Consider the following 25375-nt stretch of genomic DNA (forward strand, 5'->3'; position numbering starts at 1 on the left):
ATGTCCGACAGCAACCTGGGTACTCGGCGGCGCGTGAATCCACTGGCACCCCCGGGCGTGTACGCCCCCCAGGAAGACACCGAACTGCTCGCCGGCGCCCTGTCCGACGAGCCGGTCCGTCCGGGTTCGGACGTTCTCGACGTGGGCACCGGTTCCGGTGCGCTGGCGCTCGCCGCCGCCCGGCGCGGCACCCGTGTGACGGCGGTCGACGTCTCGTGGCGCGCGGTGTGCGCGACCCGTCTCAACGCGCTGATGGCGGGCGTTCCGGTCCAGGTGCGGCACGGGAACCTGTTCGCCCCGGTGCGGGGCCGGTCGTTCGACCTGATCCTCGCCAACCCGCCGTACGTACCGGCGCCCCACGGCGGGGTCGCGCCGCGCGGGGCGGCCCGGGCATGGGACGCGGGCCACGACGGCAGGCTGGTCCTGGACCGGATCTGCGGGGAGGCGCACGAGCTGCTGCGGCCCGGCGGTGTGCTGCTGCTGGTGCAGTCGGCGCTCAGCGGGACGGAGCTCACCCTGGGGCATCTGCGGGCCGCGGGGATGAAGGCGGCGGTCACCCGGCGCCGGCACATCACGTTCGGGCCCGTCCTGCGGACCAGGGAACGGTGGCTGCGCGAGCGGGCCCTGCTGGGCCCCGACGAGAACAGGGAAGAGCTGGTGGTCGTCCGTGCCGAACTCCCCGTCTGACGCGCCCCGGCGGGTCACCGTCCAGCGCAAGGGCCCGCTGCTGGTGGAGGGGCCGGTGGAGGTGGAGCTGGAGGACGGCACGGTCGTCTCCTCGGACCGCTTCCGGGTGGCGCTGTGCACCTGCCGCCGCAGCCGCCGCTACCCCTGGTGCGACACCAGCCACCGGGACCGGGCCTGACGTCAGGGCCCGCCGTGGACGGTCCTCCGCCGCGCCGGGCGCCGTTCCGGGAGGCCGCCGGCCCCTGAATGCCGGAGGCCGGCGGGCGGCCCCACTCCGCCCGCCGGCTTCCTTGCGCGAGATCGCACGTCTCCGCGGGGTGCTCGCACTCCCCAATCTGCGGCCACCGCGCGGTCACGGGAACCGTGCGATCCCGGTCTAGAACGCGAAGACGCTCGAACCGTGAGCGTTCATCACGCACTCGTTGCCGAAGGTCCGCTCGTAGGAGACCCGCCGGCCCTGCCACACGCCCTCGACGGTGACGACCACGGGGTCGTACTGCTTGGTGCAGAAGACGCCCGGCCGCATGCTCAGGGCGTCGAGGTTGCCGCTGACTCCGTCGAGGTCGGCGCAGGCCGACGCGGCGGCGGGGTGGCTGCCCGAGGAGCCGGGGCCACAGGTCAGGGTGACCGCGCGTTCCGGTGTCACGCTCTGCGCGCTCTCGCCGTGACCCATGGTCAGTACCAGGGCCGAGGGGGCGTAGAGCGCGGACGGGCCGGTTCCCGGTGCGGCCTGCGCGGCCCCGGTGAGGGGTGCGAGGACGGCTGCGGCCGTGAGGCCGAGGGTGGTGGCCCAGCGCGCGGTGTTCCGCATTGTGTGCATCCTTCCGCTCGTTTCGTTCGATCGCCGGTCCGTGCTCGGTCGGTGCCGGACCGGCGAGCGGGAGTCTGCCGAGTCCGGGGCGGAAAGACACGTCGACCCTGTGTGTTTCAGTAACATTGCGTATTGAATCAGTGGCGTGAAGTCACCAAGCGGAAGGGCTTCAACGCGGTAATCAAGCGGTTACCGTGTGCGCGAAGTGGCCAGTTGGCCGAAATCCCGCCGCTCGTTAATCGGCCTGAAACATTCCGATTCTGCCGTCGGAGGTCCATACCACGACGCCTTGTGTTCATGCGGAGATCACCCTCGACCGGGCAGGCGTCCACCCGCCGGCCGCCGGACGGGCCGCATGTCAGTGCCCGGCACTAGCGTGCGGCGCATGACGCGATACGTGATGGTGGCGGGTGCCTGGCTGGGCGGCTGGGCGTGGGACGAGGTGGCCGCGGAACTGCGGGCGCGGGGACACGAGGTCAGGGCGCCGACGCTGTCCGGGCTCGCCGGGCGCGGCGACGTCCCGGCGGATCAGGAGACGCATGTGCGGGACGTGGTCGCCGAGGTGGACCGGCTCGGACCGGGCGAGGTCGTGCTCGTCGGGCACAGCTACGCCGGCGTCCCGGTCGGCCAGGCCGCCGAGCGGATCGGCGCCCGCCTGTCCCGGGTGGTGTACGTCGACGCGAACGTGCCGGTCCACGGGGAGTCGTTCCTGTCCGGCTGGCCCAGCGAGGAGGTCCGCCGGTCGATCGCCGAGCACGGGGGCGTCTGGCCGCCGCCGCCCGCGGGCGAGTTCGCGGGGCAGGGCCTGACGGACGAACAGATCGCCCGGATCCTCGCCCGGGCGACCCCGCACCCCGGCGCCACGCTCACCGGACCGGCCGTCCTCGACGGCTCGCCCGGCGACCTCCCGGCCACCTACGTCAAATGCCTGCTGGACGGGGAGGACCCGCCGCCCGCCGCGGCCGCGCACCTGGCCGGCGGGCGCTGGGAGCTGGTCCGCACGGACACCGGGCACTGGCCGATGTTCTCCCGCCCCCGCGAACTGGCCCGGATCCTGCACGAGTCCGCCGCCCGCGCCTGACGGCCGGTTACGGTCGGGCACGAGCATCCGACGCTCGGCCGACGGACGAGGAGAGGCGGGACGGACGCATGGCCGGACACTGGGCCGACTTCCAGTACGAGATCTACCTGAACGGGATGACGGGTGCCGTCCCCCGGCTGCCGACGGACCTGACCCGGCTGGAGCAGCTGACCGAGCAGCGGCTCGGCCCCGGCCCGGTCGGCTACGTGGCGGGCAGCGCGGGCGACGGCAGCACGGCCCGCGCCAACCGGGCGGCGCTGGACCGCCACCGGATCGTCCCGCGCATGCTGCGGGACGTGCACGAACGCGACCTGTCCGTGCGGGTGCTGGGCCGGGAGCTGCCGGCGCCGCTGGCGCTGGCCCCCGTCGGGGTGCTGTCGATCATGCACCCCGGGGCCGAACCGGCGGCGGCCCGGGCCGCGGCCGCACGCGGCGTGCCGTTCGTGCTCTCGTCCGCGTCCAGCACCCCGATGGAGGAGGTCGCCGAGGCCATGGGCGGGGCGGAGCGCTGGTTCCAGCTGTACTGGCCGAAGGACGTGGAGGTCGCCCGGAGCTTCCTGGCCAGGGCGCGGGCGGCCGGATACACCGCTCTGGTCGTCACGCTGGACACTCCGCTGCTGTCCTGGCGGCCGCGGGACCTGGACCAGGCGTACCTTCCGTTCCTCCACGGAGTGGGCACCGCCAACTACTTCACCGACCCGGCGTTCCGGGCGGGGCTCGCCAAGCCGGTGCACGAGGACCCGAACGCGGCGGTGATGCACTTCGTCGGCATGTTCTCCGACCCCGCCAAGACCTGGCCGGACCTGGCGTTCCTGCGGGAGAACTGGGACGGCCCGATCGTGCTGAAGGGGATCCTGCACCCGGACGACGCCCGGCTCGCGGCCGACGCCGGGATGGACGGCGTGGTGGTGTCCAACCACGGCGGCCGTCAGGTGGCCGGGTCGGTCGCGGCGGCGGACGCGCTGCCCCGCGTGGCCGAGGCCGTCGGGGACCGGCTCGCCGTGCTGTTCGACAGCGGTGTGCGCACCGGCGACGACGTCTTCAAGGCGCTCGCCCTCGGCGCGCGGGCGGTGCTGCTGGGGCGGCCCTACGTGTACGGGCTGGCGCTCGACGGGCAGGCGGGCGTGGACCACGTGGTCCGGTGTCTGCTCGCCGAACTGGACCTGACGCTGGCGTTGTCGGGCCACGCCGGGCCGGGCACGGTGGGACCCGGCGACCTCGTCGCGGCTCCCGCCTGATCGCCGGCGGCCGGACGGCCGAGGGCGCGTGCGGCGGCGGGCCGCCCGGGAGGTGACGGGCGGGCCTCGGCGGCGGCCCGGCCGGAGCGGGTCTCCCCCGCTCCGGCCGGTCGCGTCACACCACGGGTTCGGTCAGTCCGGCGTGCCGGGCGGCCGGCGGTCCGGTGCCGCCGCTGGACAGCAGGTCCTCGTCCTCCTGCACCGGTTCGGCCACCCAGCGCTGGTCCACGGTCCGGCCGCGCACCTTGACGACGAGGTCGGCGTTCGCGTCAGTGGTGGCGGGGGTGAGGGCCAGCTGTTCGTCCCAGCGGGGCAGCAACTCGCCCTGCGGGGTGAGGTCGTAGCGCACGTCGTCGGCCCGGCCGTCGTCCGGGTCGGCGCAGGTGCCGAGGACCACGACCCCGGCGTCCTTGTGGGAGTCCAGGCACAGGCCGGGGTCGGCGACGCTGCGCAGCAGTCCGTCGTCCTCGTAGGTCCAGCGCTGGGTCCAGGCCGTGGAGCAGGCGGTCAGCCGGGTCCCGACGCCGTCCTGGGGCTCGCCGGCGGTGTCGAGGCACAGATCCGCGGCGACGTTGCGCAGCCGGGTCTGCTGCGGCCCGGTGGGCAGCCCGGCGACGCCGGGCGGGGAGACCGTCGGGACGGCTCCCCTGCCGCCGTTCGCGCGGGTGGAGCCGGTCGGGTCGGTGGCGCCGCCGTCGGGGGAGGAGGAACCGGCGATGAGGACGCTCACCAGCACCCCGGCGGAGACGGCTCCCAGGCCGGTCAGGAGCGTCCGGGTGGAGCGCAGCGCCTCCGGCCGGCCGAATCCGGCGAGCCGCTCGGCGGCGGGCATCCGGGACAGCAGGCGGTGCCGGCGGGCGGCGGAGTGCCCGCCCCCGCCCCGGCGTCCGCGGCGCCCGGAGCGCGGACCGCGGGTGCCGCCCGCGGAGCGGCCGGGCCGGGAGTCGAGGTAGCGGCGGGCTCCCCAGCCGAGGACCGCCTCGGCGATGAGCGTGCCCAGCTCGCCTTCGAAGTGCCCCAGTTGCTCGGCCGCGTGCCGGCAGTGGCGGCACTCCGCCAGGTGCCGGCGGACATCGGGGAGCAGGGCGCCGCCCCGGCGGATCGGGACGTCCAGGAGCCGGTTGTGGAAACGGCAGTCCTTCGTCGGTGCCAGTTCCTGATGGGCGTGGACGCAATTCTGCCGGAAGGTGTCACGTCCTTGTTCGAGTGCGGCCGACGCGATGTCGGCGTCCATGCCGAGCAGACCCGCCGGAACGGATATCGGCTCGGCCTCGACCTCGACGTGCCAGAGCAGACAGCGCACCCGCGGGGGCAGGGCCCGGAATGCCCTCAGCGCCAGTGTGCGGTTGTCCGGCGTCATGGTCTTCGCCATCCGCATGCCGCGCCCGCCGGCCGGTTTCTGCAGGGGCGGCAGGGCGCCGGATATCCGGTCGTCGGCGGCCCATTCCCGGACCGTGTCCCGCACGGCCACCAGCAGCACCGGCCGCAGGGCGACGGCGGATTCGCCGAGCGCGATCCGGTCCAGGACCCGGTGCAGGGCGGCAGCGGTGGCCATGGCGGCCGTCTGTCCCGACGAGGCCAGGCACACGGCCGCGTAGTCGTGCATGGACCGCCAGTGACGCGCCGTCAGCAGCGCGACGGCACGGGCGGCCTCGCCCTCCGAACGGTCCCTCAGCCGGGCGGCCAGGAACGCGTCGGATTCCCCCGGATCCCCGCCGGGCGGCGGATACGGAGGTCGAGGCGGGTGGGGGGTGGGCACTGAGACGGTTCCTTCCCACGCGTGGGTGACACAGAAGTTCCGGCGCCGTAAGGAGAAACCCGAGTGGTCCATACCTCTTTGGCGCGGGGCGCGGGGAGTACGCATTCACCGACGGCGAATCGGACCCGGTTCATGAACTTCGGCGTTCCTGCGGCCCCGGCCTTTACCCCCCGCACGGGTGGCTCACTCTCGCACAACCCGCACACCACCAACAAGGCGCTTGAGGAAGATCTGCGCGTTGACAAAAAGTCAGAAGGACAAAGGGTTATAGGTGGTACGCACTGCCTTTCCACCAGGTGTTTTCGCGAGTTCACCGGGCGTGCGGAAAAGCGTCCCCGGCCGGGTCCGCACCCCGTGTGAACGGCGCGCCCGCACCGGATGCGCCGCGCACGCTGCCGGCCACGGCGGGAGCGCGGTCCACTGGACACGGCCCCCTCGGGAAAGGCCACGCGCGGGACGGCGGCTCTCCCGCGCGGGACGGCCGCCGGCCCCGATCTCCCGCCCTCGGCCGGCGGCCGCACACGGAACGGCCGGGCGCGCCACCTGGCGGCCGGGCGACGGCACGCGGGCCGGCCGGTGCGTCAGATCTGCCAGGACCGCAGCCGGTCGGCCGCGCCGTACACGTCGGCCGCGCCGGTCATCAGGTCGCGGGCCAGGTCGACGAGCGCGCCGTACGGGGGGTCGATGCCGACGCCGCTGACGAACATGTAGGCCACGGCGGTCGCGCAGGCGAACCGCGCATTGGCCGACGGCAGCGGCCTGAGCACGGTGAGGGTGTGCAGCAGCGCGGCGGCCCGCCAGGCGGGATCCGAGTCGACGCCCAGGCGGGGCGGGTCGACGCGGTGCCGGGCCACGGCGGCCACCAGCGCGGAGAAGTCGTTGATGACGGGCTGGTCCGGGAGGACCTCCTCGTGCCGCTGGAGCAGCCAGGGCACATCGATGTGCAGCACGGGTGCCATCGGTCAGGCGGCCCGTCCTTCGTTCTTGGTGCGCGGTTCGTCCTCCGGGAAGGCGGCGGCGAACTCCTCGGCATGAGACGCGAAGAACCGGCGGAAGGCCTCCGCGCCCTCCTGCAGCGCACGATGGCGGGCGATGTCGGCCGCGGCGGCCTCCCGTACGAGCGCCTTCATCGAAGTACCGCGCTCCTTGGCGATCTGCCGCAGGTCCTCGAGCTCGCGGTCGCTGAACTCCACGTTGAGAGCTGGCATGCCTTCACGGTACCGCGCAGGTACTTACTCGTAAATATGCCCAGGTCACATGGGGTACGGAGGGGTACCTGACAAAGCGGGGACCGGCGGCGGATCTCCGCCCGGCGTGCGGCGCGTTGCGCGGGAAGCGGACCGCGTGCCGGGGTGCCCGGCCCTCGGGACCGTCGGGCGGCCGCCGGGGCGGGCCCCGGACCTGCCCGCCTCCGCGCGTGCGGCGGGAACCGCGCTTCAGGCTCTAGTCTGGACCCCAGGCTAGGCACCAGCTCACGGTGAGTGGCGCGATGGAGTGGCGACGATGAAGCCGGACGACCCGTTCGACGATTCCGTGACGGCCCGGGCCGTCATCGCCGCCGACGGCACGCTCACACAGTGGAACGAGGGAGCCAGGACCCTGCTCGGCCACACGGCCGAGGAGGTCGTCGGCCGTCCCGTCGCCGCCCTGCTGGCCGACGGCGCGCGCATGCCCCGGCCCGCGGAGGAGACCCGCTGGGACGGCACGGTGACACTCCGGCACCGGGACGGCGGCACCGTCACCGTGTGGGTGCTGGCGCACCGGCGGATGACCGAGGACGGCGGTGTCGGCGACTGGCTCGCGGTCACCCCCCTGGACACCGGCGACGAGGAGCTGCCCGACGACCCCCTGGTGCGGGCGGCCGTCTCCCAGTCCCCCTGCGCCACCATGGTCTTCGACCGGTCGCTGCGCCTGCGGGGCGTCAACGACGCCATGGCCGACCTCCTCGGCCTGCCCGCCGACCACCTGCGGGGGCTGCGGCCCACCGAGGTCGGGGGCCGGACGCAGCACTCCGAGCTGGAGCAGCACCTGACCACGGTGCTGCGGACCGGCCGGGGCCACGACATGCAGACGTACATGAAGGCGACCGGCGAGAGCCGCGCGCACGCCTGGCTGGCCCGGCTCGCGCCGCTCACCGACGACTCCGGGCGGGTGCGGGGCATCTGTGTGACGGCCCACGACTTCTCCGAGCAGTACCGGGCGCGGGAACGGCTCCTGCTGGTCAACGAGGCCAGCATCCGCATCGGCACCACCCTCGACGTGGCCCGCACGGCCCAGGAGCTGGCCGAGGTCTGCGTGCCCGCGCTGGCCGACTTCGTCAGCGTCGACCTGCTGGAGCCCCTGGAGCCCGGCGGGGACCCCGGCGGCCCGCTCACCGCCCCGGTCTCGCTGCGCCGGGTCGCCCACCACTCCCGCACGCCGGGCAGCCCCGAGTCGGTCGCCGACACCGGCCAGGTCGTCGTCTACCCGTCCGCCGCGCCGCAGGCCGACTCACTGATCGCCGGTCACAGCATCGTCGCCTCGGTGGAATCCGGTGACCTGGACCCGTGGCTCGCGGTGGACCGGGCCCGGGCGAACCAGGTGCGGCAGTACGGCGTCCACTCGATGATGTCGGTGCCGCTCCAGGCCCGCGGCACGACGCTCGGCGTGGCGGCCTTCACCCGGTACCGCCACCCCGACGCCTTCACCCACGACGACGTGCTGCTGGCCGAGGAGGTCACCGCGCGCGCGGCCGTCTGCATCGACAACGCCCGCCGCTACTCCCGCGAGCGGGAGACCACGCTGACGCTCCAGCGGAGCCTGCTCCCCCGTCACCTGCCGCGCACGGCCGCGGTGGACGCGGCGACCCGCTACCTGCCGGCCGCGCAGTCAGGGGTGGGGGGCGACTGGTTCGACGTGATCCCGCTGTCCGGGATGCGGGTCGCCATGGTCGTCGGCGAGGTCGTCGGGCACGGCATCCAGGCGTCGGCGACGATGGGCCGGCTGCGCACCGCCGTGCGCACCCTCGCCGACATCGACCTGGCCCCCGAGGAACTGCTCACCCACCTCGACGACCTGGTCCTGCACCTCTCCCAGGAGTCGGGGGCCGACGCCGCCACGGGGGAGGTCGGCGCGACCTGCCTGTACGCGGTCTACGACCCGGTGTCACGGTGCTGCACCCTGGCCCGGGCCGGGCACCCCCCGCCCGTCCTGATCACACCGGGCGGCGGGCCGGCCCGGGAGATCGACCTGCCGCACGGGCCGCCGCTGGGCCTGGGCGGGCTGCCCTTCGAGTCCGCCGAACTGGAGCTGGCCGAGGGCAGCGTGCTGGGCTTCTACACCGACGGACTGGTCGAGACACGGGTGCGGGACGCCGACGAGGGCCGCCTCCTGCTGCGCCAGGCTCTGTCGCAGGCGACCACCGGATCGCTGGAGGAGGCGTGCGACCGGGTCCTGCACACCCTGCTCACCCCGGGCGGCGCCGCCGACGACGTGGCCCTGCTGCTGGCCCGCACGCACGGACTGCCCTCCGCGCAGGTGGCGACGTGGGACATCCCCGCGGATCCGGCGCTCGTCGCTCCCATCCGGAAGCAGGCCCTGGAGCAGCTCGCCGCCTGGTCGCTGACCGAGGCGTCGTTCACCGCCGAGCTCGTGGTGAGCGAACTGGTCACCAACGCCATCCGGTACGGGGCGCCGCCCATCCGGCTGCGGCTGATCCACGACGCGGCCACCCTGATCTGCGAGGTCTCCGACACCAGTCACACGGCGCCGCACCTGCGCCGGGCCAAGACGTGGGACGAGGGCGGCCGGGGGCTGCTCCTGGTCGCACAGCTCACCCAGCGCTGGGGCAGCCGCCACACGGCCGACGGCAAGACGATCTGGGCGGAGCTGACGGTGCCGGGCAACCACGCCTGAGCCCGGTACGGGCCGTCAAGGTGGCCCGCTCAGCGTCGGCGGCGGTCGTATCCGTGGTCGTGGTGGTGCTCGCGGCCGTCTCCGTAGCCGTACCGGCCGTCCCGGCCGTCGCCCGTGCACGTGTGCCCGTCGGGGCACGCGGGGACGGACGCGGAGGGCCGGGGCGCGGTGGCGGACGGGGTGGGGGCCGGAGGGCTCGACGGCGTGGCGGTGGCGGGGGAAGGCTCCGGTGCGGGCGGAGTCGGGGTGGCGGCCTCGGTGTCCCAGGTGACGGCCTTCATCCGCAGGTCGGGCGCGGCGCTGTCGAGTGCCCAGCGCTGGGGGTCGTCGTCGGTGCGGTTCTTCAGGACGAGGGCGCCGGAGCCGTCGGTGGCGGCGGGGGCGAGGGCCAGGCGCTGGTCCGAGCGGGGGACCAGGGCGCCCCGGACGGTGAAGTCGTACCGCATGGCCCGGGCCCGCACTCCGTCCCCGTCGGTGCAGGGGGCGAGGCGGACGGCGTAGCCGAGGCGTGAGTCCAGGCACAGGTCGGGCCGGGTGACGTTGCGCAGCAGTCCGTCGCCCTCGTAGGTCCACTGCTGCACGGCGGCCGAGGAGCAGGTGGCCAGTTCGGTCTCGGCGTCCTCGGCTGCCCGGCCCCCGACGACCGCGACGCACAGGCCGGAGGCGCTGTTGTGCAGCCGGCCGCGCAGGGCGCCCTGGGAGGCGGCGCCGTCGGCACCGGTCCAGGACGGCCCGCCCGCGTCCGCGTCCCGTCCGGTGCCGGGCGTCGGGGAGGGGCGGGCGGCGGCGTCGCGCCCGGGGCCGCCGTCGTCGTCGGATCCGGCCGCGGACCACAGCGCGAGCGGGAGCACGACCAGGGCGCCGACGGTCACGGCGCCCGCGGCGAGGTGGCGGCGGCGCGCGGCCCGGCGGGCCGCCTTCCGGGCGGCGCGGGAGCCCGCGCCCGCGCCCGCCGGGCCGGTATCGGGGCGGGCGGAGGTGCGGCGCCGGGTGCCGCGGGCCTGGGCGGCGGGTGCCCCGGCGGCGGACGCGGGGCCGGGAGACGTGCCGGGTGCGGGCGGCACGGGGGCGGGGGTGCCGGGCGGGCCGGGGACGGCCGGGACGGTGCCGGTCATCCGTGCGGGGTCGGGCGCCGGTTCGGCGTCGGGGTCGGCGGTGCCGTCGGCGGCCCGGGCCCGGCTGTCGGTGTAGGCGCGGGCGCCCCAGCCCAGGACCGCCTCGGCGAGGGCCGTGCCGAGCCCGTCGGTGAAGCGGCCGAGCTGGTCCGCGGTGTGCCGGCAGTGGGTGCAGCCGTCCAGGTGGGCGGCGAGGTCCGGGTCGAGGACGGTGTGGGGGCGCCGGAAGGTGACGTCCAGCATGCGCTGGTAGTTCCGGCATTCGGTGCCGGGAGCGAGTTCGCGGTGCAGTTGGAGGCATTCCTCGCGCAGCCGCACGCGTGCGCGCTCCCGTTCGACGCCCGCGCCCTCCACGTCGAGTCCGAGCAGCAGGGCCGGCACGTCGAGCGGTTCGGACTCGGCCTCGGCGTGCCAGAGCAGGCAGCGCGCGGACTGCGGCAACCGCTGGAACGCCCCCGACAGCAGGCGGCGTTCGGGCGGCGGCAGCAGCAGGGCGGCCGGACGGCGGCCGTCGGGGGAGGCCGCCGTGAGGTCGGGGTGGAGCATCCCGCGCCGGTGGTCGCCGTCCCACTCGGCGGCGATCCGGCGGACGGTGACGAGGAGATGCGGCCGCCAGGCGAAGGCCGGGCCGTGGTGGCGCAGGGTCTCGCCGAACAGCCGGGTGAACGCGGCGGTGGTGAGCATGCCCGCGGGGCCCGGGCCGTCCGTGCACAGCCGCGCGTAGGCGAAGGCGGCCTCCCAGTGCCGGTCGAGGAGTGCACCGACCGGCTGCACCGCGGGTGTGCCGCCCGTCCATTTCCTGAGCGCGGCGCTCAGTTGCTCGTCCGTCGGGCCGGACGGTCGGGACGGGGCCGGGGAATTCCACACACCGGCATCCTTCACGGCTGCATTCCTCTCGGGGACGGATCGGTGCGGTCCATACCAATGGGTATGGGACCCCGCCGACGAGGCGGCGGAAATACCTCGCACAGAGTTCACTGTCTCGAACATGCGCCCGTAAGTGCTCTTGTGGAGCGCGACCGGCGCAGGGGATCGGCCTCCCGCGCGCAGGGAAAAAGGATGCTCCGCGCGTCGGCACCGCACACCTTCGCACAGGCCCCGGGAGGTAACAAGAGATTCCCCTGCTTCGTGCTTTTCCCGTGCCCTGTTTCCTTTTTGACGGAACGTCAATGACTTTCGCGTGGTGAATTGACGCGGATCATCCGTTCCCGGTGCGGGCGTCCGGAAAGGCGAGGAGATCCAGTGCCCGTTCCCAGGCGAACTCCGGGCGACCGTCCGCCGTCGGCTCACCGGAGGAGGGCTCACCGAAGCGCACCCCCATGCCGGTGAGCCGGCGCAGGCTCTCCCGGTAGGCGGGGTGCGCGGCCAGCGCGTCGCCCACGCAGGGCAGCACGGCGATGGGCACGCCGAGACCGGCGGCCTCGCAGAGGGTGCCCAGGGCGAGGGTGTCGGCGATGCCGGCCGCCCACTTGTTGATCGTGTTGAAGGTGGCGGGCGCGACCACCACCGCGTCGGGCGCCGGGAAGGGGCGGGGGTCGCCGGGAGTGCGCCAGGCGGACCGGATGGGGCGCCCGGTGCGCTCCCGGACCGCGTCCGCGTCGAAGAAGCCGTTCATCGCGGTCGGCGTCGCGAACACGCCGGTCTCCCACCCGCGCCCCCGCGCGGCGGTGATGAGCTCACCGACGCCCGCCGCGACGCCCGCGGCGCAGACCACGACGTACAGGAAGGGTCGTCCGCGCGTCTCGCCCTGATCGTTCACCCGGAAAGCCTAAGGGGCGCCCGGACGCCCACGCGCCCGGCGGCCCGGCAAACGGCAGACCGGCGGTCCGGCGGTCCGGCAGTCCGGCAGTCCGGCAGTCCGGCAGTCCGGCAGTCCGGCAGTCCGGCGAAAACCGGTTGCCGGGCCCGGTCCCCGGGACGCAGGATCCTGCCATGTCCGCGCTTCCCGTTCCGCTGCCGCCCGCTGTCGCCGTCGTTCCGACGGGCCGACAGCAGCAGGCGCGCGGGGAAGGACCGACGCCGCCGCGGTCATGACGGCCGCCCTGCTGGCGGGACTGCTCGCCGGCTACGGCATCGCCGTGCCCGTCGGCGCGGTCGCGGCCCACCTCGTCTCCCTGACGGCCCGCACGTCGCTGCGCACCGGGGTCTGCGCCGCCCTCGGCGTCGCCACCGCCGACGGGTTCTACGCCCTGGCCGCCACGCTCGGCGGTACCGCCCTGGCGGCGGCCCTTCGCCCGGTGCTGGGACCGCTGCGGTGGGTCTGTGTCCTGGTGCTGCTCGCCCTGGCGGTGCGGAGTGCGGCCGGCGCCGTGCGGCGGCACCGCGACGACGGCGCCCCCGGCCGCCCCCGCGCCACTCCCCCGGGCCCGGCCGCGGCGTATCTCGGGCTGCTCGGGATCACCCTCCTCAACCCGACCACGGTGATCTACTTCGCCGCGCTGGTGCTCGGCTCCCAGGGCGGGGCGGCGGCCGGCGTGCCGGAGCGCGCCGTGTTCGTGGCGGCAGCCTTCGCGGCGTCGGCGAGCTGGCAGTTCCTGCTCGCCGGGGGCGGTGCCCTGCTGGGCCGGGCGCTCACCGGACGCCGGGGGCGCCTGGTGACCGCCCTGGTGGCGAGCGCCGTGATGACGGTCCTGGCCCTGCGCATGGCGTTCTCGCCCGGCCAGACCTGACACGCCGACGGAGCGGGGGACGCGCGAGGGGGGACGCCGTCGGGACGACACTGTCGGGCGAGGAATGATGGCGGCGGACACCGGTGTTGCGCATGACACCGCACCACCGCACCACCGCACGACGACACGACGACACGACGACACGACGATGATGGGACCAAGGTCATGCCTCTCGAGGGTGAGTACGAACCCAGCCCGACACAGTGGGTGCGCGAACAGGTCGAGTTGTACGAGAGCTCGGGCGGGACGAAGGGCACGACGCTCCGCGACACGGGCCTGCCCGTGGTCGTGCTCACCACGCTCGGCGCCCGGAGCGGCAAGCTGCGCAAGACCCCGGTGATGCGGGTCGAGCACGAGGGACGCTACGCGGCCGTCGCCTCGCTGGGCGGGGCTCCGCAGCACCCGGTCTGGTACCACAACATCAAGGCGCACCCCCGGGTGGAGCTCCAGGACGGCCCGGTCCGCCGCGACATGACGGCCCGTGAGATCACCGGGGAGGAGAAGGCCGAGTGGTGGAAGCGCGCCGTCGAAGCGTTTCCACCGTACGCCGAGTACCAGCAGAAGACGGACCGGGAGATCCCGGTGTTCGTGCTGGAGCCCGACGACCGGGACTGACGACCGGGACTGACGGGCGCGGCCCCGGCCGGAGCGCGCCGGCCGGGGCACGGGTGGGCACCTCGCCCTGTGCCCCGGCCCGGGGGCCGTCCGCGGCCCGCTCCGCTCGCCTCCGCGTCGCCCCCGCGTCGCCCCCGCGGAAAGACCGGCGCGGTATGCATGAAGCGCCCGGCCACCGGGCACCCGAGTCTCAGGCCCCGCCGCGCTCCCCCGTCGCGGCGGGGCTCTCCCATGCCTCCCGCGCCTCCGGGGCGCCCCGGTCGGTCACATCGAGGAAGATCTGCTCCGCCGCCGGGACCGCCTCAGCGACGGTCCGCTTGATGCGGACGGCGACCTCCTCCACCCGCTCGCTGTCCATGCCCGGGACGAGGTCCACCCTGGCGGCCACCAGGACACTGTCGAGACCCGTCTGCATGGTCAGCAGCGCCTCCACGCTGTCGATCTCGGGCTGGGCCCGCAGCAGTTCCCGGATCCGCTCGCTCGCCTCCGGGTCGGCCGCCTCACCGATGAGCCGGTCGCGGGCCTCGCGGCCGAGCCGGTAGGCCACGTAGACCAGCAGCAGGCCGATCGCGAGCGAGGCGCCGGCCTCCCAGACCACCTGCCCGGTCGCCATGTGCAGGGCCATGCCCACGATGGCGAGGGTGACCCCGACGACGGCGGTGCCGTCCTCGGCGACGACCGTGCGCAGCGCCGGGTCGCGCAGGCCGTCGCCCGTCCCGCCCTGACGTCGCACCTGGTACAGGGCCCGCAGCAGCGAGCCGCCCTCGGCCAGCAGGGCCACGCCGAGGACGATCAGTCCGGCCACGTACCCCTTGTGGTCCTCGCCGCCGGTGCCGCCGAAGGCGGTGACGCCCTGGTAGAAGGAGAAGCAGCCGCCCATCACGAAGATGCCGACCGCCGCGAGCAGCGACCAGAAGTACCGCTCCTTGCCGTAGCCGAACGGGTGACGCCGGTCCGGGGGCCTGCTGCTGCGGCGCAGCGCCGCCAGGAGGAACACCTCGTTGAGGCTGTCGGCCACCGAGTGGGCCGCCTCCGAGAGCAGCGCGGGGGACGCGGCGACGACGCCGCCCACGGCCTTGGCCACGGCGATCACCAGGTTGGCGGCGAGCGCCACCAGCACGGTGATGCGGGTCCTGCGATCCGATCGTGTAGTCACGGGGGGCGATTGCCCCGGTCGGCCCACGGCACACCGTGCCGACGGCGGAAAACGGGGAACGCGGTCTGAAGGGGACATGCATTCCGGCATTCCCAGGGACATCCATTCCGGCATCCCCGACGGCGAGGAGGAGGCACATGAGCCGCGACGACCCGGGCGACGGCAACAGCGCCTACGGCAGGAAGGCGTTCAAGCGGTCGAAGGCGCACTTCGCGGACCGGATCACCGCCGACGGCCGCGACGGCTGGCCGGTGGAGGCGGGCCGCTACCGGCTCGTGGTCAGCCGCGCCTGCCCGTGGGCGAGCCGGGCGCTGGTGTCCCGGCGGCTGCTCGGGCTGGAGGACGCACTGTCGCTGGCGGTGACCGACCCGGTCCAGGACGACCGCAGCTGGCGTTTCACCCTGGACCCGGACGGCCGGGACCCGGTGCTCGGCATCCGGTACCTGAGCGAGGCCTACGACCGGCGGGAGTCGGACTACCCCGGCGGGGTGAGCGTGCCGGCGGTCGTGGACGTGCCCAGCGGGCAGCTGGTCACCAACGACTACCAGCAGATCACCCTCGACCTCGCGACCGAGTGGACGGCGCTGCACCGCGAGGGGGCGCCCGATCTGTATCCGGCGGACCGGCGGGACGAGATCGACGAGGTCATGGACGGCGTCTTCCGCGACGTCAACAACGGGGTGTACCGCGCGGGCTTCGCCACCGGGCAGCAGGAGTACGAGACCGCGTACGCGGACGTGTTCCGCCGTCTGGAGCAGCTCGCCCAGCGGCTGGAGCGGCAGCGGTACCTGGTCGGCGACACCCTCACCGAGGCCGACATCCGGCTGTTCACCACGCTGGTGCGGTTCGACGCGGTGTACCACGGCCACTTCAAGTGCAACCGCTACAAGCTCGCGGAGAACCGGGTGCTGTGGGCCTACGCCCGCGACCTGTACCAGACGCCCGGCTTCGGGGACACCGTCGACTTCGACCACATCAAGCGGCACTACTACCAGGTGCACACCGGGATCAACCCGTCCGGCATCGTGCCCGTGGGCCCCGACACGAGGGGCTGGCTGGCCCCGCACCACCGTGCGGAGCTGGGCGGACGGCCGTTCGGCGACGGCACCCCGCCGGGGCCGGTGCCCGCGGACGAGGAGGTGCCCGCCCGGGGCCTCCCCTGACCCCACCCCACACGCGGAACGACTCACGACCCGTGGTCCGGGCCGACCCGCCCGGACCCGACGAGACCGACGCAGGAGAGCGACGTGGCGAAGAAGAAGAGCAAGAAGAAACTGCCCATGGCGTACAAGCCGATCGGCTTCGCCCTGGGCTGGACGAGCGGCACCGTGGCGGGGCTCGCCTTCCAGAAGACCTGGAAACTGATCCGGCACGAGGACAACGCGCCGGACGCCCTGGACCGGGACCGCCGCTGGGGCGAGATCCTGCTGGCCGCCGCCATCCAGGGCGCCATCTTCGCGGTGGTCCGCAGCGCGGTGGACCGTGCGGGCGCCAAGGCCATCGAACGCTCCACGGGCTCGTGGCCGGCTCCGGACAAGGGCGGCCGCGACTGACCCGCGGCGGGGACCCTACTGCCGCCCGAGGGGCCGTCGGAGCCGGACTCCGGCGGCCCCTCGGCGGTGCGCCCTCCCCGGCGGGCACGACGGTCCCGGGACGGGGACGGAGGGCTCAGCCCTGCTTGGGGGCCGTGGGCGCGCCGCGGCGCAGGGTGAAGGAGTGACCGGCGGGGTCGGCGTAACCCCGTTCCTCCAGCGGGCCCGAGGGGGCACCGGCCTCCATCGGCCGGCCGCCGAGGCTCACGATCCGGCGCTCCACGGCGTCGAGGTCGTCGACCACGAACTCCAGGTGCGCCTGGAGGGAGTTCTCCGGGCGCGGCCAGCTCGGGGCGGTCGCGTTGACGTCGCGGCGCAGGGCCAGCCGGAAGCCGTCGGAGGCCCGCACCTCGACCCGGTTGGCGTTCGCGTCGACCTCCTCCGCCTGAAGCAACTCCTTGTAGAATTCGGCCAGTTTCTCGGGCTCGGCGCAGTCGAGCACCACCACGCCCGCGTTCACCAGTGCCATGTCTCCTCCGGGAGGGTCCGGCGGCACGGAGCGGTCCTGCCCCGGCCGGTACGGGACACCTGTCCCGGGCGGGCGGTTTCAGTCGACACGACGGCCAACTCCGGTGAAGTCGGTCGCAATTCGAAGACATATGTCAATCGAACATGCTCAAATTCGCTCGCTCGGGGTTAGGTTGCGGAGTGGGACGGACGTTGGGGCGGCAGCCGCCCGGACCAGGCTGGAGGCGATGGCACAGTGCGGCAGGAACCGGCACGGCTGACCCGGCACTTACGCGTCCACCAGGACCGGGGACACACGGTGCTGGAGTTCCGCGGGGAGATCGACATCGCCGCGGCCGCCGAGATCCTCCCCCACCTCGACGCGGAGACGACGGCCCCGCACACCCGGGTCGTGATCGACCTGACCCGGGTGGAGTTCTTCGACTGCTCCGGGCTGCGCCTGTTGTACCGGGCCCGGCGCCGTGTGCTGGACGGGCAGGGGGACCTGCGGCTGGTCTGCGCGCACCCGCTGACCCTGCGCATGCTGCGGATCACCGGACTGTCCCGCCTGCTGCCGCCGCGTCCCACCCTGGACGCCGCCCTGGAACGGCCGGAGACCACGACCGGCCCGCTGTGACGGCCGCTGCCTGCTCCTGAGGTTCCCCGCCCCGCCCGCGCACCGGCCCCGTACCGGCGCCCGGCCCATGCGCCCCCTCGTGCTCCCGCCGGTCCGCCAGGCCCTCAACGCGCTTGTCTGCCACGGCACATGAGGGGCATGCGGACAGGAGGAAGGAGGGCCGTCACCATGACGACTCCGATCGGACGCCTCCACCGGCGGGTCCCGGCCTGGGCCAAGGTGCTGGGGGCCGTCGTCCTGCTCCTCGCCGTACTCTTCGCCGGACTCCGGCTGAGCCTGCTGCCGGGGCTCAAGGACCTGTTCGGCACCGAGACCCGGGACCGGTCCGGCCCCGCGCTGCTGGAGTCCATCCAGGACATCAGCCGCTACGACGCCGCCTCCGGCAACTTCCAGGTCGTGGTGGACCTGGAGAAGGACGCCAAGTTCCTGCCCGACGCGGTCCGCGGCAGCCGCACGCTCTACGTGGGCGCGGGCACCGTCGACGCCTACGTCGACCTGGGCGCGCTCGGCCCGGACGACGTACGGGTGAACGAGGAGCGGACGTCCGCCACGCTGCGGCTGCCGCACGCCCGCCTGGGCACCCCCGCCCTGGACCCGGAGCGTTCCTACGCCGTGTCCAAGCAGCGGGGGCTGCTGGACCGGCTCGGTGACCTGTTCTCGGACAACCCCAACAGCGAACAGGCCGTGCAGAAGCTGGCGGTGCGGCACATCGGCACCGCGGCGAAGGAGAGCGGGCTGACCGCCCGCGCCGAGACGAACACCACCGACATGCTCGAAGGACTGCTGCGCTCCCTGGGGTTCGAGAAGGTGCGCGTGACGTACGGCAGGTGACCCCGCGCCCGGCGCCCGCCGGGTGACCGGTTCCGTACCGGCCGCCGGCGTGGACCGCCGGGGCGCGGGTAACCGGGCTTATCCACAGGCAGGTTGACGACTTGGAGGACCTCATGGCCCGTGTCGCTCCACGCGTGCGTGCCGGGTCGCGGCGGCGCCCGGCGCCGGCCGGGCACGGCACCGACGACGGCGGGAAGGGGGCGCGCCCGCTGCCCTGGCCGGTGCGTCTGCTGGCGATGCTGTGCGCCTTCACGGTCATGGTCGTCTTCGCGGTGGTGCTGGCCCGGCTGACGCTCCAGCCGTCCCCCGCCTCGGAGGCGCTCATCCACACCAACCTGCACCCGGGGCGCTCCCTGCGCGCCTATCTGGACCAGCCCGCGCTGCGCGACGCCGTCCGTCAGATCGGCGGCAACATCCTGCTGGGCGTGCCGTTCGGGGTGCTGGTGCCGGTCGTGGCGCCGCGGTCCCGGACGTTCCTGCGGGTGCTGCTGCTGACGGCCGTGGTGATGCTGCTGGTGGAGTTCGCCCAGGGCGCCCTGGTCACCGGCCGGGCCTTCGACATCGACGACGTCATCCTCAACACCTCGGGCGCCCTGCTCGGCTACCTGCTGCTGGGGCGCAGGCTGGGCCGCGCGGTGCACGCTCGGCGCGCGCCCGCCGGGAAGGCGTGACGGGGCGTCGCCGCGGGGCGGCCCGGTGTCATCCCCCGCGCACCGTCCAGGTGAACTTGTCGCCGCCCACCCAGCGGATCACGTCCGGGTCGTCCAGGTCGTGGACCGTGATCCCGAAGGCCGCCGCCGCCTGAAGCACATCGGTGACGGTTCTCGCCTCACCGATCACCTCTCCGTCGATCTCCATGATCCGGAAGGGTGGGGTGCCGGGCTGCACTCCGAGCACCATGATCCGCGGATGGGAGATGTACGGGCTCGCACTTTCGGTCATGCTCCGAGGGTAGAGCCCAAAGCCCGGGAACGCGGGTCCGCGTGACCCGTCGGCTGCCCTGTGCGGGACCGTCCCGGGGGCCGTGCCGCGGCTGCCGCGGCGTTCCCCGCGTCCCCGCCGGCTCAGGGGCGCCGCCAGTCGTCGCCCGTCAGGTGCGACCCCGCCTGCGGCCCCATCCGCAGCATGCCGCCGTCCACGCTCCAGGAGGCGCCGGTGACGTAGGAGGCGTCCGGTCCGGCGAGGAAGGCGACGACCGCGGCGACCTCACGCGCGTCACCGGGGCGGCCGAGGGGGATGCCGGGCCGCCTCTCGGTGTGCGGGTCGGTGTCCTCCTGGCCGGTCATCGGGGTGGCGATCTCGCCGGGGGCGACCGCGTTCACGGTGATGCCGTGCTCGGCCAGCTCCAGCGCCATCACCTGGGTGAGGAGTCCGAGGCCGCCCTTGGCCGCGCAGTACGGTGCCGCGCCGACCCGGGGCTGGTGCTCGTGGACGGAGGTGATGTTGACGACCCGCCCGCCGTCGCCCTGCCGGATCATGTGCCGCGCCGCCTTCTGCCCGCACAGGAACGGGCCGACCAGATCGACGTCGAGCACACCGCGGACCGTGTCCAGGTCCAGGTCCAGGAACGGCGTCATGGTGCCCGTCCCGGCGTTGTTGACCAGCACGTCGATCCGGCCCAGGCGGGCGGCGAGGTCGTCGACGGCGTCCGCGGCGGCGGGCAGCCGGGTCAGGTCCATCGGGGCCGTCTCGGCCCGCCGGCCGTGGGCGCGTACCTCCTCGGCCGTCTCCTCGGCGCCCCGCCGGTCGGTGTGCCAGGTGATGCCGATGTCCAGCCCGGACGCGGCCAGCCGTACGGCGGTGGCCCGGCCGATGCCGGAGTCGGCGCCGGTGATCACGGCGGCCCGGCGGTGCGGGGCGGGGGGTGCGGACACGGTGGCCTCCTCGGCTGCACGACCGGAACGACGCATCGCAGTACCCGGCCGGGTACCGGACAAACCGCCGGTCCGCCGTGCGGCCCGGGGCGCCCTGGGGAACCCTGGAGCGAGGAGGTGGCGATGGATCCCGTCGAGGCACTGGAGCGGATCGCGTTCCTGCTCGAGAGGTCCCTGGCGCCGACGTACCGCGTGCGGGCCTTCCGCACCGCCGCCCGGGTGCTCGCGGAGCTGGGCCCGGACGAGGTGCGGGAGCGTGCTGCGGCCGGGTCGCTGGAGTCCCTCAAGGGGGTGGGCCCGAAGACCGCCCGGGTGGCGCGGGAGGCGCTGGACGGCGAGGTGCCCGGCTACCTGCGCGCGCTCGAGGACGAGGCGCCCGGGCCCGGGCCCACGGGGGAGCAGGGCCGGCGGCTGCGCGCACTGCTGCGCGGGGACTGCCATCTGCACTCCGACTGGTCGGACGGCGGCAGCCCCATCGAGGAGATGGGCCGCACGGCCGCCGCGCTGGGCCACGAGTGGGCGGCCCTCACCGACCACTCGCCGCGGCTGACCGTGGCGCGCGGCCTGTCCCCGGAGCGGCTGCGGGAGCAACTGGACGTGGTGGAGCGGCTCAACTCGACCTGGGCGCCGTTCCGCCTGCTCACCGGCATCGAGTGCGACATCCTCGAGGACGGCTCCCTCGACCAGGAGCCGGAACTGCTGGAGCGGCTCGACGTGGTCGTGGTGTCGGTGCACTCCAAACTGCGGATGGAGGCGCGGGCGATGACCCGCCGCATGGTGACCGCCGTGCGCAATCCGCACGCCGACGTGCTCGGCCACTGCACCGGCCGGCTGCTGTCCGGGCGGGGGCGGCCGGAGTCGGAGTTCGACGCGGACGAGGTGTTCGCGGCCTGCGCCGAGACCGGCACGGCCGTGGAGATCAACAGCCGGCCCGAGCGGCTCGACCCGCCGCGCCGGCTGCTGCGCCGGGCCGTGGCGGCGGGCACGCTGTTCTCGGTCGACACCGACGCGCACGCGCCCGGCCAGCTGGACTGGCAGATCCTCGGCTGTGCCCGCGCGGAGGAGTGCGGGGTCCCCGCCGAACGGGTGGTGACGACCTGGTCACTGGAGGATCTGCTGGCCTGGACCCGGGAGCGGAAGGTGCCGTCCGGAGTGACGGACGCCTGAGGTGGTACCCGGTCCGGCCGCCGGCAGGAGAGGAGCGCGTATGGAACGGGCCGCGGTGTTCGACGTCGACGGCACCCTGGTGGACACCAACCACCTGCATGTCACGGCCTGGTGGGAGGCCCTGCGGCAGGCGGGGCACCAGGTGCCGATGCACACCCTGCACCGGGCGGTGGGTCTGCCCTCCGCCGACCTCGTCGCGCACGTGCTGGGCGACGACCGGGACCCGGACCGGGACGACGCGCTCAGTGCCGCGCACAAGGCGCTGTACGGGCAGTTCTTCGACCGGCTGCCCGCGCTGCCGGACGCGGGCCGGCTGCTGGAGCGGCTGCACGCGGACGGCTGGCGGGTGGTGCTGGCCACGTCGGCGGGCGGCGCGGAACTCGGGGCGCTGCGCCGGGCCATCGACGCGGACGAGGCGATCACCGCCACCGCGAGCGCCGACGACGTGTCGGAGGGCAAGCCGGCGCCGGAGCCGGTCGAGCACGCGCTGGAGCTCGCCGGGGTGCCGGCCGAGCGGGCGGTGTTCGTCGGCGACACCGTGTGGGACATGCGGGCGGCGAGCCGGGCCGGGGTGCGCGGGGTCGCGGTGCTGTGCGGCGGCATCCCGCGCGCCGACCTGGAGGAGGCGGGTGCGGAAGCGGTGTACGACGACCCGGCCGGCCTCCTGGCGTCGCTGCCGGGCGGCCCCTTCGCGTGATCCCCGGCCCGCCGGGATACCCGCACGCACATGACGAGCACGCAGGAGACGGGGGCGCCGGTGAGCAGCGCCGGAGGGCCGGGGCGGGTGCGCCGGGCGGGTGACGCCGTTCAGCGGGAGGCGCTGGCGGTGTGGCAGGCGGCGCGGGCCGCCTGGCGGGGGCCGGGGCGGGAACGGGACCTGGTCGTCCAGTCGCTGAAGGCGGCCGGGGCGGCCCTGCTGGCGTGGCTGGTGGCACGCGTCTGGCTCGGCGACCCGATGGCGCTGATGGCTCCGTGGGTGGCGCTGGTGCTGGTGCAGGCGACCGTGTACAGCTCGCTGCTCCAGGCGGGACGGCAGTTCGCCGCGATCTGTGTGGGCGCCCTGGTGGCGTCGGGGGCGCAGGCGATCACCGGGGACACCACGGGCGCGCTCGCCCTGTCGATCCCGGTCCTTGTGCTGCTGTCCAACTGGCCGCGCTTCGGTGATCAGGGCATCTACGCGGCCACCACGGCGGTGTTCACCATCGCGACCGGCACGGTGAGCGCGACCGCCGTGGGGCACCGGCTGGGGCAGGCGGCGCTCGGCGCGGCGATCGGCGTCGCGGTGAACGCGCTGGTGCTGCCGCCGGTCCACCTGCGGGACGTGCGGGAGAACCTGGCCGCGCTCGTGCGGGACACGGGTGAGCTGCTGCACACGCTGGCCGCGGATCTGCGCCAGGGCGAGTGGGACGGCCAGACCGCGGCGGACTGGCTGGCCGCCACGGCCCGGCTGCAGCGCCGCCTGGACGCGCTCGACTCGGCGCGCGGCTGGAGCAGGGAGAGCCTGCGGCTGACCTCGGGACTGCTGCGCACCCTGTACCGGGCGCCGACGGTGGCCCTGCCGCCGGAGCAGGAGGACGAGCGGTTCGGCCGGGTCACCGGGCACGTGACGGCGCTGACCCGGACCCTGGCCGTGGCCGCCGACGAGAACCGGACGCCCGCCGCGCCGGACCACACCGTGCTGTGCCGGTACGGGGAGCTGCTGGAACTGATCGGTGACCACTGCCTCTCCGAGGCCGGCCGGCTGGAGGAGGCCGGGGCGCCGGCGGAGGCGGAACCGGACGAGCACACCCAGGCGCGGATGCGGGAGCTGTACGAGCGGCTGCAGCGGGCGCTGCACGAGGACGCCGGGCAGGGTCCCGCGCGCACGGCGGTCCTGGGCACCCTGGTGCTCCAGGCCGAGAACCTGTGGGCGGAACTCGTTCCGGGGGTGCGGGCCGATGACACGGGCCCCGGAGAGTGAGAGAGTGATACACATCACCCCAAAGGGAGACATTCGGCGGAACACCGGCGAGTGGTTCACCGTTGAACCGGACGTGGGTGCGGAGGGGACAGTGTCCCCGGGCCTCACCATTCGCCCACAGGGACGATCGTTCGGCTGAAGCCCTGTGGAGCCACTCGCCGAGAGGCGACCGCCCTCCGCGCCCCCTCGAAGCCGCCCCGACCGTGATTCCCCCGTCGCGGTCGGGGCTTCGTCCTTTCCCCGCCCGGGTACTCGGCCGGTCCGCGTGAACCGCAGCCGGAGGGAGTACACAGGTGAGCAGCGCAACGGGCTTGAGGGTGGTCGTCACGGGCGCCACCGGCAACGTGGGCACGGCGGTGGTGCGGGCCCTCGCGGCGGAACCGGAGGTGGCGTCCGTCGTGGGGCTGGCCCGGCGGATCCCCGACTGGTCACCGCCGAAGACGCGGTGGACGGCCGTCGACCTGTCCTCCGAGCGGGCCCCGCTCGGCGAGGCGTTCGCCGACGCGGACGCGGTCGTCCATCTGGCGTGGGCCTTCCAGCCGACGCACGATCCGGCGACGACCTGGCGGACCAACGTGCTCGGCAGCATGCGGGTGTTCGACGCCGTGGCCGCCGCGGGCGTGCCCGCGCTGCTGCACGCCTCCTCCGTCGGCGCCTACTCCCCCGGCCCGAAGGACCACGCGGTGGACGAGTCCTGGCCCACCCACGGCTGGCCGGACGCCGCGTACTGCCGGGAGAAGGCGTACCTGGAGCGGGCCCTGGACACCTTCGAACGCGACCACCCGGACACGCGCGTGGTGCGCATGCGGCCCGCGTTCCTGTTCCAGCGGTCGTCGGCGAGCGAGCAGCGGCGCATCTTCGGCGGCCGCTACCTGCCCGGCCCACTGGCCCGGCCCGACCTGCTGCCGTTCCTGCCGGACGTCCCGGGGCTGCGCGTGCAGCTGCTGCACACCGACGACGCGGCCGACGCCTACCGGCTGGCGCTGCTGTCCGCCGAGGCCCGCGGCGCGTTCAACCTGGCCGCGGAGCCGCCGGTCGACGCGGAGCTGCTCGGCGAGATGCTGGGCACCCGCCGGGTCCGGCTGCCGCGGACCGCGGCCCGCTCGGCGATCGCCGCCGCCTGGGGACTGCATCTGCTGCCCGCCTCACCGCATCTGTTCGACGCCGTGCTGCGGCTGCCCCTGATGGACTGCGCCCGCGCCCGCACCGAGCTGGGCTGGCGGCCGACCCGCGAGGCCACCGAGGTTCTGGAGGAGTTCCTGGAGGGCATGCGGCAGGGCGCGGGCGCGCCGACCGTGCCGATGCGGGGGCGCAAGGCCGGCTGACGGTGCGGCCGGCCGGCCAGCCGGGACGCGGCGGGCCGGTCAGCCGGGACGCGGCGGGCCGATCAGCCGGAGGGCCGATCAGCCGGGACGCGGCGGGCCGATCAGCCGGAGGGCTCCTCCGGCACCGGGTGCTCCGGGTTCGGGGAACCGGCGTGCGGAGCACCCCGGCGGCCCGTCCCGGCCTCGTCGGTGTCGGGGACGTCGGTGTCAGGGCCGTCGGTGTCCGTCCCGTCCGCGCCGTCGGCGTCGCCGCCCCCGGAAGCCTCGCCCTCCGCCCCGCCGTCGGCGCTGTGCGTGCGGGCGTCCCGCTCCCCGGCTCCCCGCTCGCTGTCGGTGCGCTCGTCGTCGGCGGCCTGCTGTGCGGCGCCGGGTGCGACCTCCCAGGGGTCCTCGCCCGCGCCGGCCTGCTGGTCGGGCAGATCGCGCGGGACGGCCGCGCCGTTCTCACCCGGTCCTTCGAGGCGGTGGTCGGTCACAGGGCTCTCCCTCCGTACGGGGTCGTCGGTGCGTACACGGT

Annotated in this window: 27 protein-coding genes; 16 read left to right on the forward strand and 11 right to left on the reverse strand. The window is 74.7% G+C overall.

The window, feature by feature from the left end; translation table 11 throughout:
• A complete protein-coding gene (locus ACIRPP_RS09205; RefSeq protein ID WP_403639356.1) occupies positions 1–687 on the forward strand; it encodes a HemK2/MTQ2 family protein methyltransferase in 687 nt (228 codons plus the stop codon).
• Positions 668–865, forward strand: a complete 198-nt coding sequence (locus tag ACIRPP_RS09210) for a CDGSH iron-sulfur domain-containing protein (protein ID WP_164337711.1) — start codon at positions 668–670, stop codon at positions 863–865. The genes ACIRPP_RS09205 and ACIRPP_RS09210 overlap by 20 nt, the downstream gene beginning before the upstream one ends.
• Positions 866–1063: 198 nt before the next feature.
• Here the strand turns inward: ACIRPP_RS09210 and ACIRPP_RS09215 are convergent, their stop codons facing one another.
• Complete coding sequence (locus ACIRPP_RS09215) at positions 1064–1498, reverse strand: subtilase-type protease inhibitor (protein ID WP_164337710.1); 435 nt, start codon at positions 1496–1498, stop codon at positions 1064–1066.
• 385 nt (positions 1499–1883) lie between these two features.
• On the opposite strand from ACIRPP_RS09215, the gene ACIRPP_RS09220 reads away from it, so the two are divergent.
• Together ACIRPP_RS09220 and ACIRPP_RS09225 are read left to right on the forward strand one after the other, a co-directional pair.
• A complete protein-coding gene (locus tag ACIRPP_RS09220; RefSeq protein ID WP_403639358.1) occupies positions 1884–2579 on the forward strand; it encodes an alpha/beta fold hydrolase in 696 nt (231 codons plus the stop codon).
• 68 nt (positions 2580–2647) lie between these two features.
• The gene (locus ACIRPP_RS09225) at positions 2648–3817 is read left to right on the forward strand and encodes a lactate 2-monooxygenase (protein WP_403639360.1); all 1170 of its coding nucleotides are present in this window, start codon (positions 2648–2650) and stop codon (positions 3815–3817) included.
• A gap of 115 nt (positions 3818–3932) precedes the next feature.
• Here the strand turns inward: ACIRPP_RS09225 and ACIRPP_RS09230 are convergent, their stop codons facing one another.
• From ACIRPP_RS09230 to ACIRPP_RS09240, 3 genes are all read right to left on the reverse strand, one after another.
• Positions 3933–5576, reverse strand: a complete 1644-nt coding sequence (locus ACIRPP_RS09230; protein ID WP_403639362.1) for an RICIN domain-containing protein — start codon at positions 5574–5576, stop codon at positions 3933–3935.
• Between the two features lie 581 nt (positions 5577–6157).
• Complete coding sequence (locus ACIRPP_RS09235; RefSeq protein WP_403639364.1) at positions 6158–6535, reverse strand: toxin Doc; 378 nt, start codon at positions 6533–6535, stop codon at positions 6158–6160.
• Between the two features lie 3 nt (positions 6536–6538).
• The gene (locus ACIRPP_RS09240; RefSeq protein ID WP_403639366.1) at positions 6539–6784 is read right to left on the reverse strand and encodes a hypothetical protein; all 246 of its coding nucleotides are present in this window, start codon (positions 6782–6784) and stop codon (positions 6539–6541) included.
• Positions 6785–7079: 295 nt separating this feature from the next.
• Between ACIRPP_RS09240 and ACIRPP_RS09245 the strand changes: the two genes are divergently transcribed.
• Positions 7080–9470 (forward strand): SpoIIE family protein phosphatase, encoded by a 2391-nt coding sequence (locus ACIRPP_RS09245; protein ID WP_403639368.1) that lies wholly within the window; start codon positions 7080–7082, stop codon positions 9468–9470.
• A gap of 29 nt (positions 9471–9499) precedes the next feature.
• On the opposite strand, the gene ACIRPP_RS09250 is transcribed toward ACIRPP_RS09245, so the two are convergent.
• Positions 9500–11467, reverse strand: a complete 1968-nt coding sequence (locus ACIRPP_RS09250) for a ricin-type beta-trefoil lectin domain protein (RefSeq protein ID WP_403639370.1) — start codon at positions 11465–11467, stop codon at positions 9500–9502.
• A gap of 316 nt (positions 11468–11783) precedes the next feature.
• Positions 11784–12344, reverse strand: a complete 561-nt coding sequence (locus tag ACIRPP_RS09255) for a flavoprotein (protein WP_403639372.1) — start codon at positions 12342–12344, stop codon at positions 11784–11786.
• Positions 12345–12615: 271 nt separating this feature from the next.
• Between ACIRPP_RS09255 and ACIRPP_RS09260 the strand changes: the two genes are divergently transcribed.
• Complete coding sequence (locus ACIRPP_RS09260) at positions 12616–13254, forward strand: LysE family transporter (RefSeq protein WP_403639374.1); 639 nt, start codon at positions 12616–12618, stop codon at positions 13252–13254.
• 165 nt (positions 13255–13419) lie between these two features.
• On the forward strand, positions 13420–13869 hold the full coding sequence (locus ACIRPP_RS09265) for a nitroreductase family deazaflavin-dependent oxidoreductase (RefSeq protein ID WP_403639376.1): 450 nt from the start codon (positions 13420–13422) through the stop codon (positions 13867–13869).
• A gap of 190 nt (positions 13870–14059) precedes the next feature.
• On the opposite strand, the gene ACIRPP_RS09270 is transcribed toward ACIRPP_RS09265, so the two are convergent.
• The gene (locus tag ACIRPP_RS09270) at positions 14060–15025 is read right to left on the reverse strand and encodes a cation diffusion facilitator family transporter (RefSeq protein ID WP_403639377.1); all 966 of its coding nucleotides are present in this window, start codon (positions 15023–15025) and stop codon (positions 14060–14062) included.
• Positions 15026–15162: 137 nt separating this feature from the next.
• Between ACIRPP_RS09270 and ACIRPP_RS09275 the strand changes: the two genes are divergently transcribed.
• Both ACIRPP_RS09275 and ACIRPP_RS09280 read left to right on the forward strand, forming a co-directional pair.
• A complete protein-coding gene (locus ACIRPP_RS09275; RefSeq protein WP_403639379.1) occupies positions 15163–16188 on the forward strand; it encodes a glutathione S-transferase family protein in 1026 nt (341 codons plus the stop codon).
• A 117-nt stretch (positions 16189–16305) separates the two neighbouring features.
• Complete coding sequence (locus ACIRPP_RS09280; RefSeq protein ID WP_403640077.1) at positions 16306–16578, forward strand: DUF4235 domain-containing protein; 273 nt, start codon at positions 16306–16308, stop codon at positions 16576–16578.
• A gap of 115 nt (positions 16579–16693) precedes the next feature.
• Here the strand turns inward: ACIRPP_RS09280 and ACIRPP_RS09285 are convergent, their stop codons facing one another.
• Positions 16694–17086: a VOC family protein gene (locus ACIRPP_RS09285; RefSeq protein WP_403639381.1), complete on the reverse strand. Its 393-nt coding sequence runs from the start codon at positions 17084–17086 to the stop codon at positions 16694–16696.
• Between the two features lie 234 nt (positions 17087–17320).
• Between ACIRPP_RS09285 and ACIRPP_RS09290 the strand changes: the two genes are divergently transcribed.
• The 3 genes from ACIRPP_RS09290 to ACIRPP_RS09300 all read left to right on the forward strand — a co-directional run bounded on the left by ACIRPP_RS09290 (position 17321) and on the right by ACIRPP_RS09300 (position 19203).
• Positions 17321–17701: an anti-sigma factor antagonist gene (locus ACIRPP_RS09290; protein WP_403639383.1), complete on the forward strand. Its 381-nt coding sequence runs from the start codon at positions 17321–17323 to the stop codon at positions 17699–17701.
• 168 nt (positions 17702–17869) lie between these two features.
• Positions 17870–18532, forward strand: coding sequence for a DUF4230 domain-containing protein (locus tag ACIRPP_RS09295; protein ID WP_192232164.1), 663 nt, complete (start codon positions 17870–17872; stop codon positions 18530–18532).
• 113 nt (positions 18533–18645) lie between these two features.
• Positions 18646–19203, forward strand: a complete 558-nt coding sequence (locus tag ACIRPP_RS09300) for a VanZ family protein (protein ID WP_403639385.1) — start codon at positions 18646–18648, stop codon at positions 19201–19203.
• A 28-nt stretch (positions 19204–19231) separates the two neighbouring features.
• Here the strand turns inward: ACIRPP_RS09300 and ACIRPP_RS09305 are convergent, their stop codons facing one another.
• Positions 19232–19474 (reverse strand): hypothetical protein, encoded by a 243-nt coding sequence (locus tag ACIRPP_RS09305; protein ID WP_164347362.1) that lies wholly within the window; start codon positions 19472–19474, stop codon positions 19232–19234.
• 122 nt (positions 19475–19596) lie between these two features.
• Positions 19597–20406, reverse strand: a complete 810-nt coding sequence (locus tag ACIRPP_RS09310) for an SDR family oxidoreductase (protein ID WP_403639387.1) — start codon at positions 20404–20406, stop codon at positions 19597–19599.
• Between the two features lie 123 nt (positions 20407–20529).
• Between ACIRPP_RS09310 and ACIRPP_RS09315 the strand changes: the two genes are divergently transcribed.
• The 4 genes from ACIRPP_RS09315 (at position 20530) to ACIRPP_RS09330 (ending at position 24858) form a co-directional block, all read left to right on the forward strand.
• Positions 20530–21573 (forward strand): PHP domain-containing protein, encoded by a 1044-nt coding sequence (locus ACIRPP_RS09315; RefSeq protein ID WP_403639389.1) that lies wholly within the window; start codon positions 20530–20532, stop codon positions 21571–21573.
• A 40-nt stretch (positions 21574–21613) separates the two neighbouring features.
• Positions 21614–22270, forward strand: coding sequence for an HAD family hydrolase (locus tag ACIRPP_RS09320; protein ID WP_403639391.1), 657 nt, complete (start codon positions 21614–21616; stop codon positions 22268–22270).
• A gap of 30 nt (positions 22271–22300) precedes the next feature.
• On the forward strand, positions 22301–23533 hold the full coding sequence (locus ACIRPP_RS09325) for an aromatic acid exporter family protein (protein ID WP_403639393.1): 1233 nt from the start codon (positions 22301–22303) through the stop codon (positions 23531–23533).
• A gap of 293 nt (positions 23534–23826) precedes the next feature.
• The gene (locus tag ACIRPP_RS09330) at positions 23827–24858 is read left to right on the forward strand and encodes an SDR family oxidoreductase (protein ID WP_403639395.1); all 1032 of its coding nucleotides are present in this window, start codon (positions 23827–23829) and stop codon (positions 24856–24858) included.
• A 101-nt stretch (positions 24859–24959) separates the two neighbouring features.
• On the opposite strand, the gene ACIRPP_RS09335 is transcribed toward ACIRPP_RS09330, so the two are convergent.
• A complete protein-coding gene (locus tag ACIRPP_RS09335) occupies positions 24960–25334 on the reverse strand; it encodes a hypothetical protein (RefSeq protein ID WP_403639397.1) in 375 nt (124 codons plus the stop codon).
• Between the last annotated feature and the right edge of the window lie 41 nt (positions 25335–25375).

This window comes from Streptomyces sp. NPDC101219, assembly GCF_044767675.1.
Classification (GTDB): Bacteria; Actinomycetota; Actinomycetes; order Streptomycetales; family Streptomycetaceae; genus Streptomyces.

Coding starts and splice junctions, on each gene's coding strand:
- ACIRPP_RS09205 (WP_403639356.1), top strand. CDS start 1: ATGTCCGACAGCAACCTGGGTACTCGGCGGCGCGTGAATCCACTGGCA.
- ACIRPP_RS09215 (WP_164337710.1), bottom strand. CDS start 1,498: ATGCGGAACACCGCGCGCTGGGCCACCACCCTCGGCCTCACGGCCGCA.
- ACIRPP_RS09220 (WP_403639358.1), top strand. CDS start 1,884: ATGACGCGATACGTGATGGTGGCGGGTGCCTGGCTGGGCGGCTGGGCG.
- ACIRPP_RS09225 (WP_403639360.1), top strand. CDS start 2,648: ATGGCCGGACACTGGGCCGACTTCCAGTACGAGATCTACCTGAACGGG.
- ACIRPP_RS09235 (WP_403639364.1), bottom strand. CDS start 6,535: ATGGCACCCGTGCTGCACATCGATGTGCCCTGGCTGCTCCAGCGGCAC.
- ACIRPP_RS09240 (WP_403639366.1), bottom strand. CDS start 6,784: ATGCCAGCTCTCAACGTGGAGTTCAGCGACCGCGAGCTCGAGGACCTG.
- ACIRPP_RS09245 (WP_403639368.1), top strand. CDS start 7,080: ATGAAGCCGGACGACCCGTTCGACGATTCCGTGACGGCCCGGGCCGTC.
- ACIRPP_RS09260 (WP_403639374.1), top strand. CDS start 12,616: ATGACGGCCGCCCTGCTGGCGGGACTGCTCGCCGGCTACGGCATCGCC.
- ACIRPP_RS09265 (WP_403639376.1), top strand. CDS start 13,420: ATGCCTCTCGAGGGTGAGTACGAACCCAGCCCGACACAGTGGGTGCGC.
- ACIRPP_RS09275 (WP_403639379.1), top strand. CDS start 15,163: ATGAGCCGCGACGACCCGGGCGACGGCAACAGCGCCTACGGCAGGAAG.
- ACIRPP_RS09280 (WP_403640077.1), top strand. CDS start 16,306: ATGGCGTACAAGCCGATCGGCTTCGCCCTGGGCTGGACGAGCGGCACC.
- ACIRPP_RS09285 (WP_403639381.1), bottom strand. CDS start 17,086: ATGGCACTGGTGAACGCGGGCGTGGTGGTGCTCGACTGCGCCGAGCCC.
- ACIRPP_RS09295 (WP_192232164.1), top strand. CDS start 17,870: ATGACGACTCCGATCGGACGCCTCCACCGGCGGGTCCCGGCCTGGGCC.
- ACIRPP_RS09300 (WP_403639385.1), top strand. CDS start 18,646: ATGGCCCGTGTCGCTCCACGCGTGCGTGCCGGGTCGCGGCGGCGCCCG.
- ACIRPP_RS09305 (WP_164347362.1), bottom strand. CDS start 19,474: ATGACCGAAAGTGCGAGCCCGTACATCTCCCATCCGCGGATCATGGTG.
- ACIRPP_RS09315 (WP_403639389.1), top strand. CDS start 20,530: ATGGATCCCGTCGAGGCACTGGAGCGGATCGCGTTCCTGCTCGAGAGG.
- ACIRPP_RS09320 (WP_403639391.1), top strand. CDS start 21,614: ATGGAACGGGCCGCGGTGTTCGACGTCGACGGCACCCTGGTGGACACC.
- ACIRPP_RS09325 (WP_403639393.1), top strand. CDS start 22,301: ATGACGAGCACGCAGGAGACGGGGGCGCCGGTGAGCAGCGCCGGAGGG.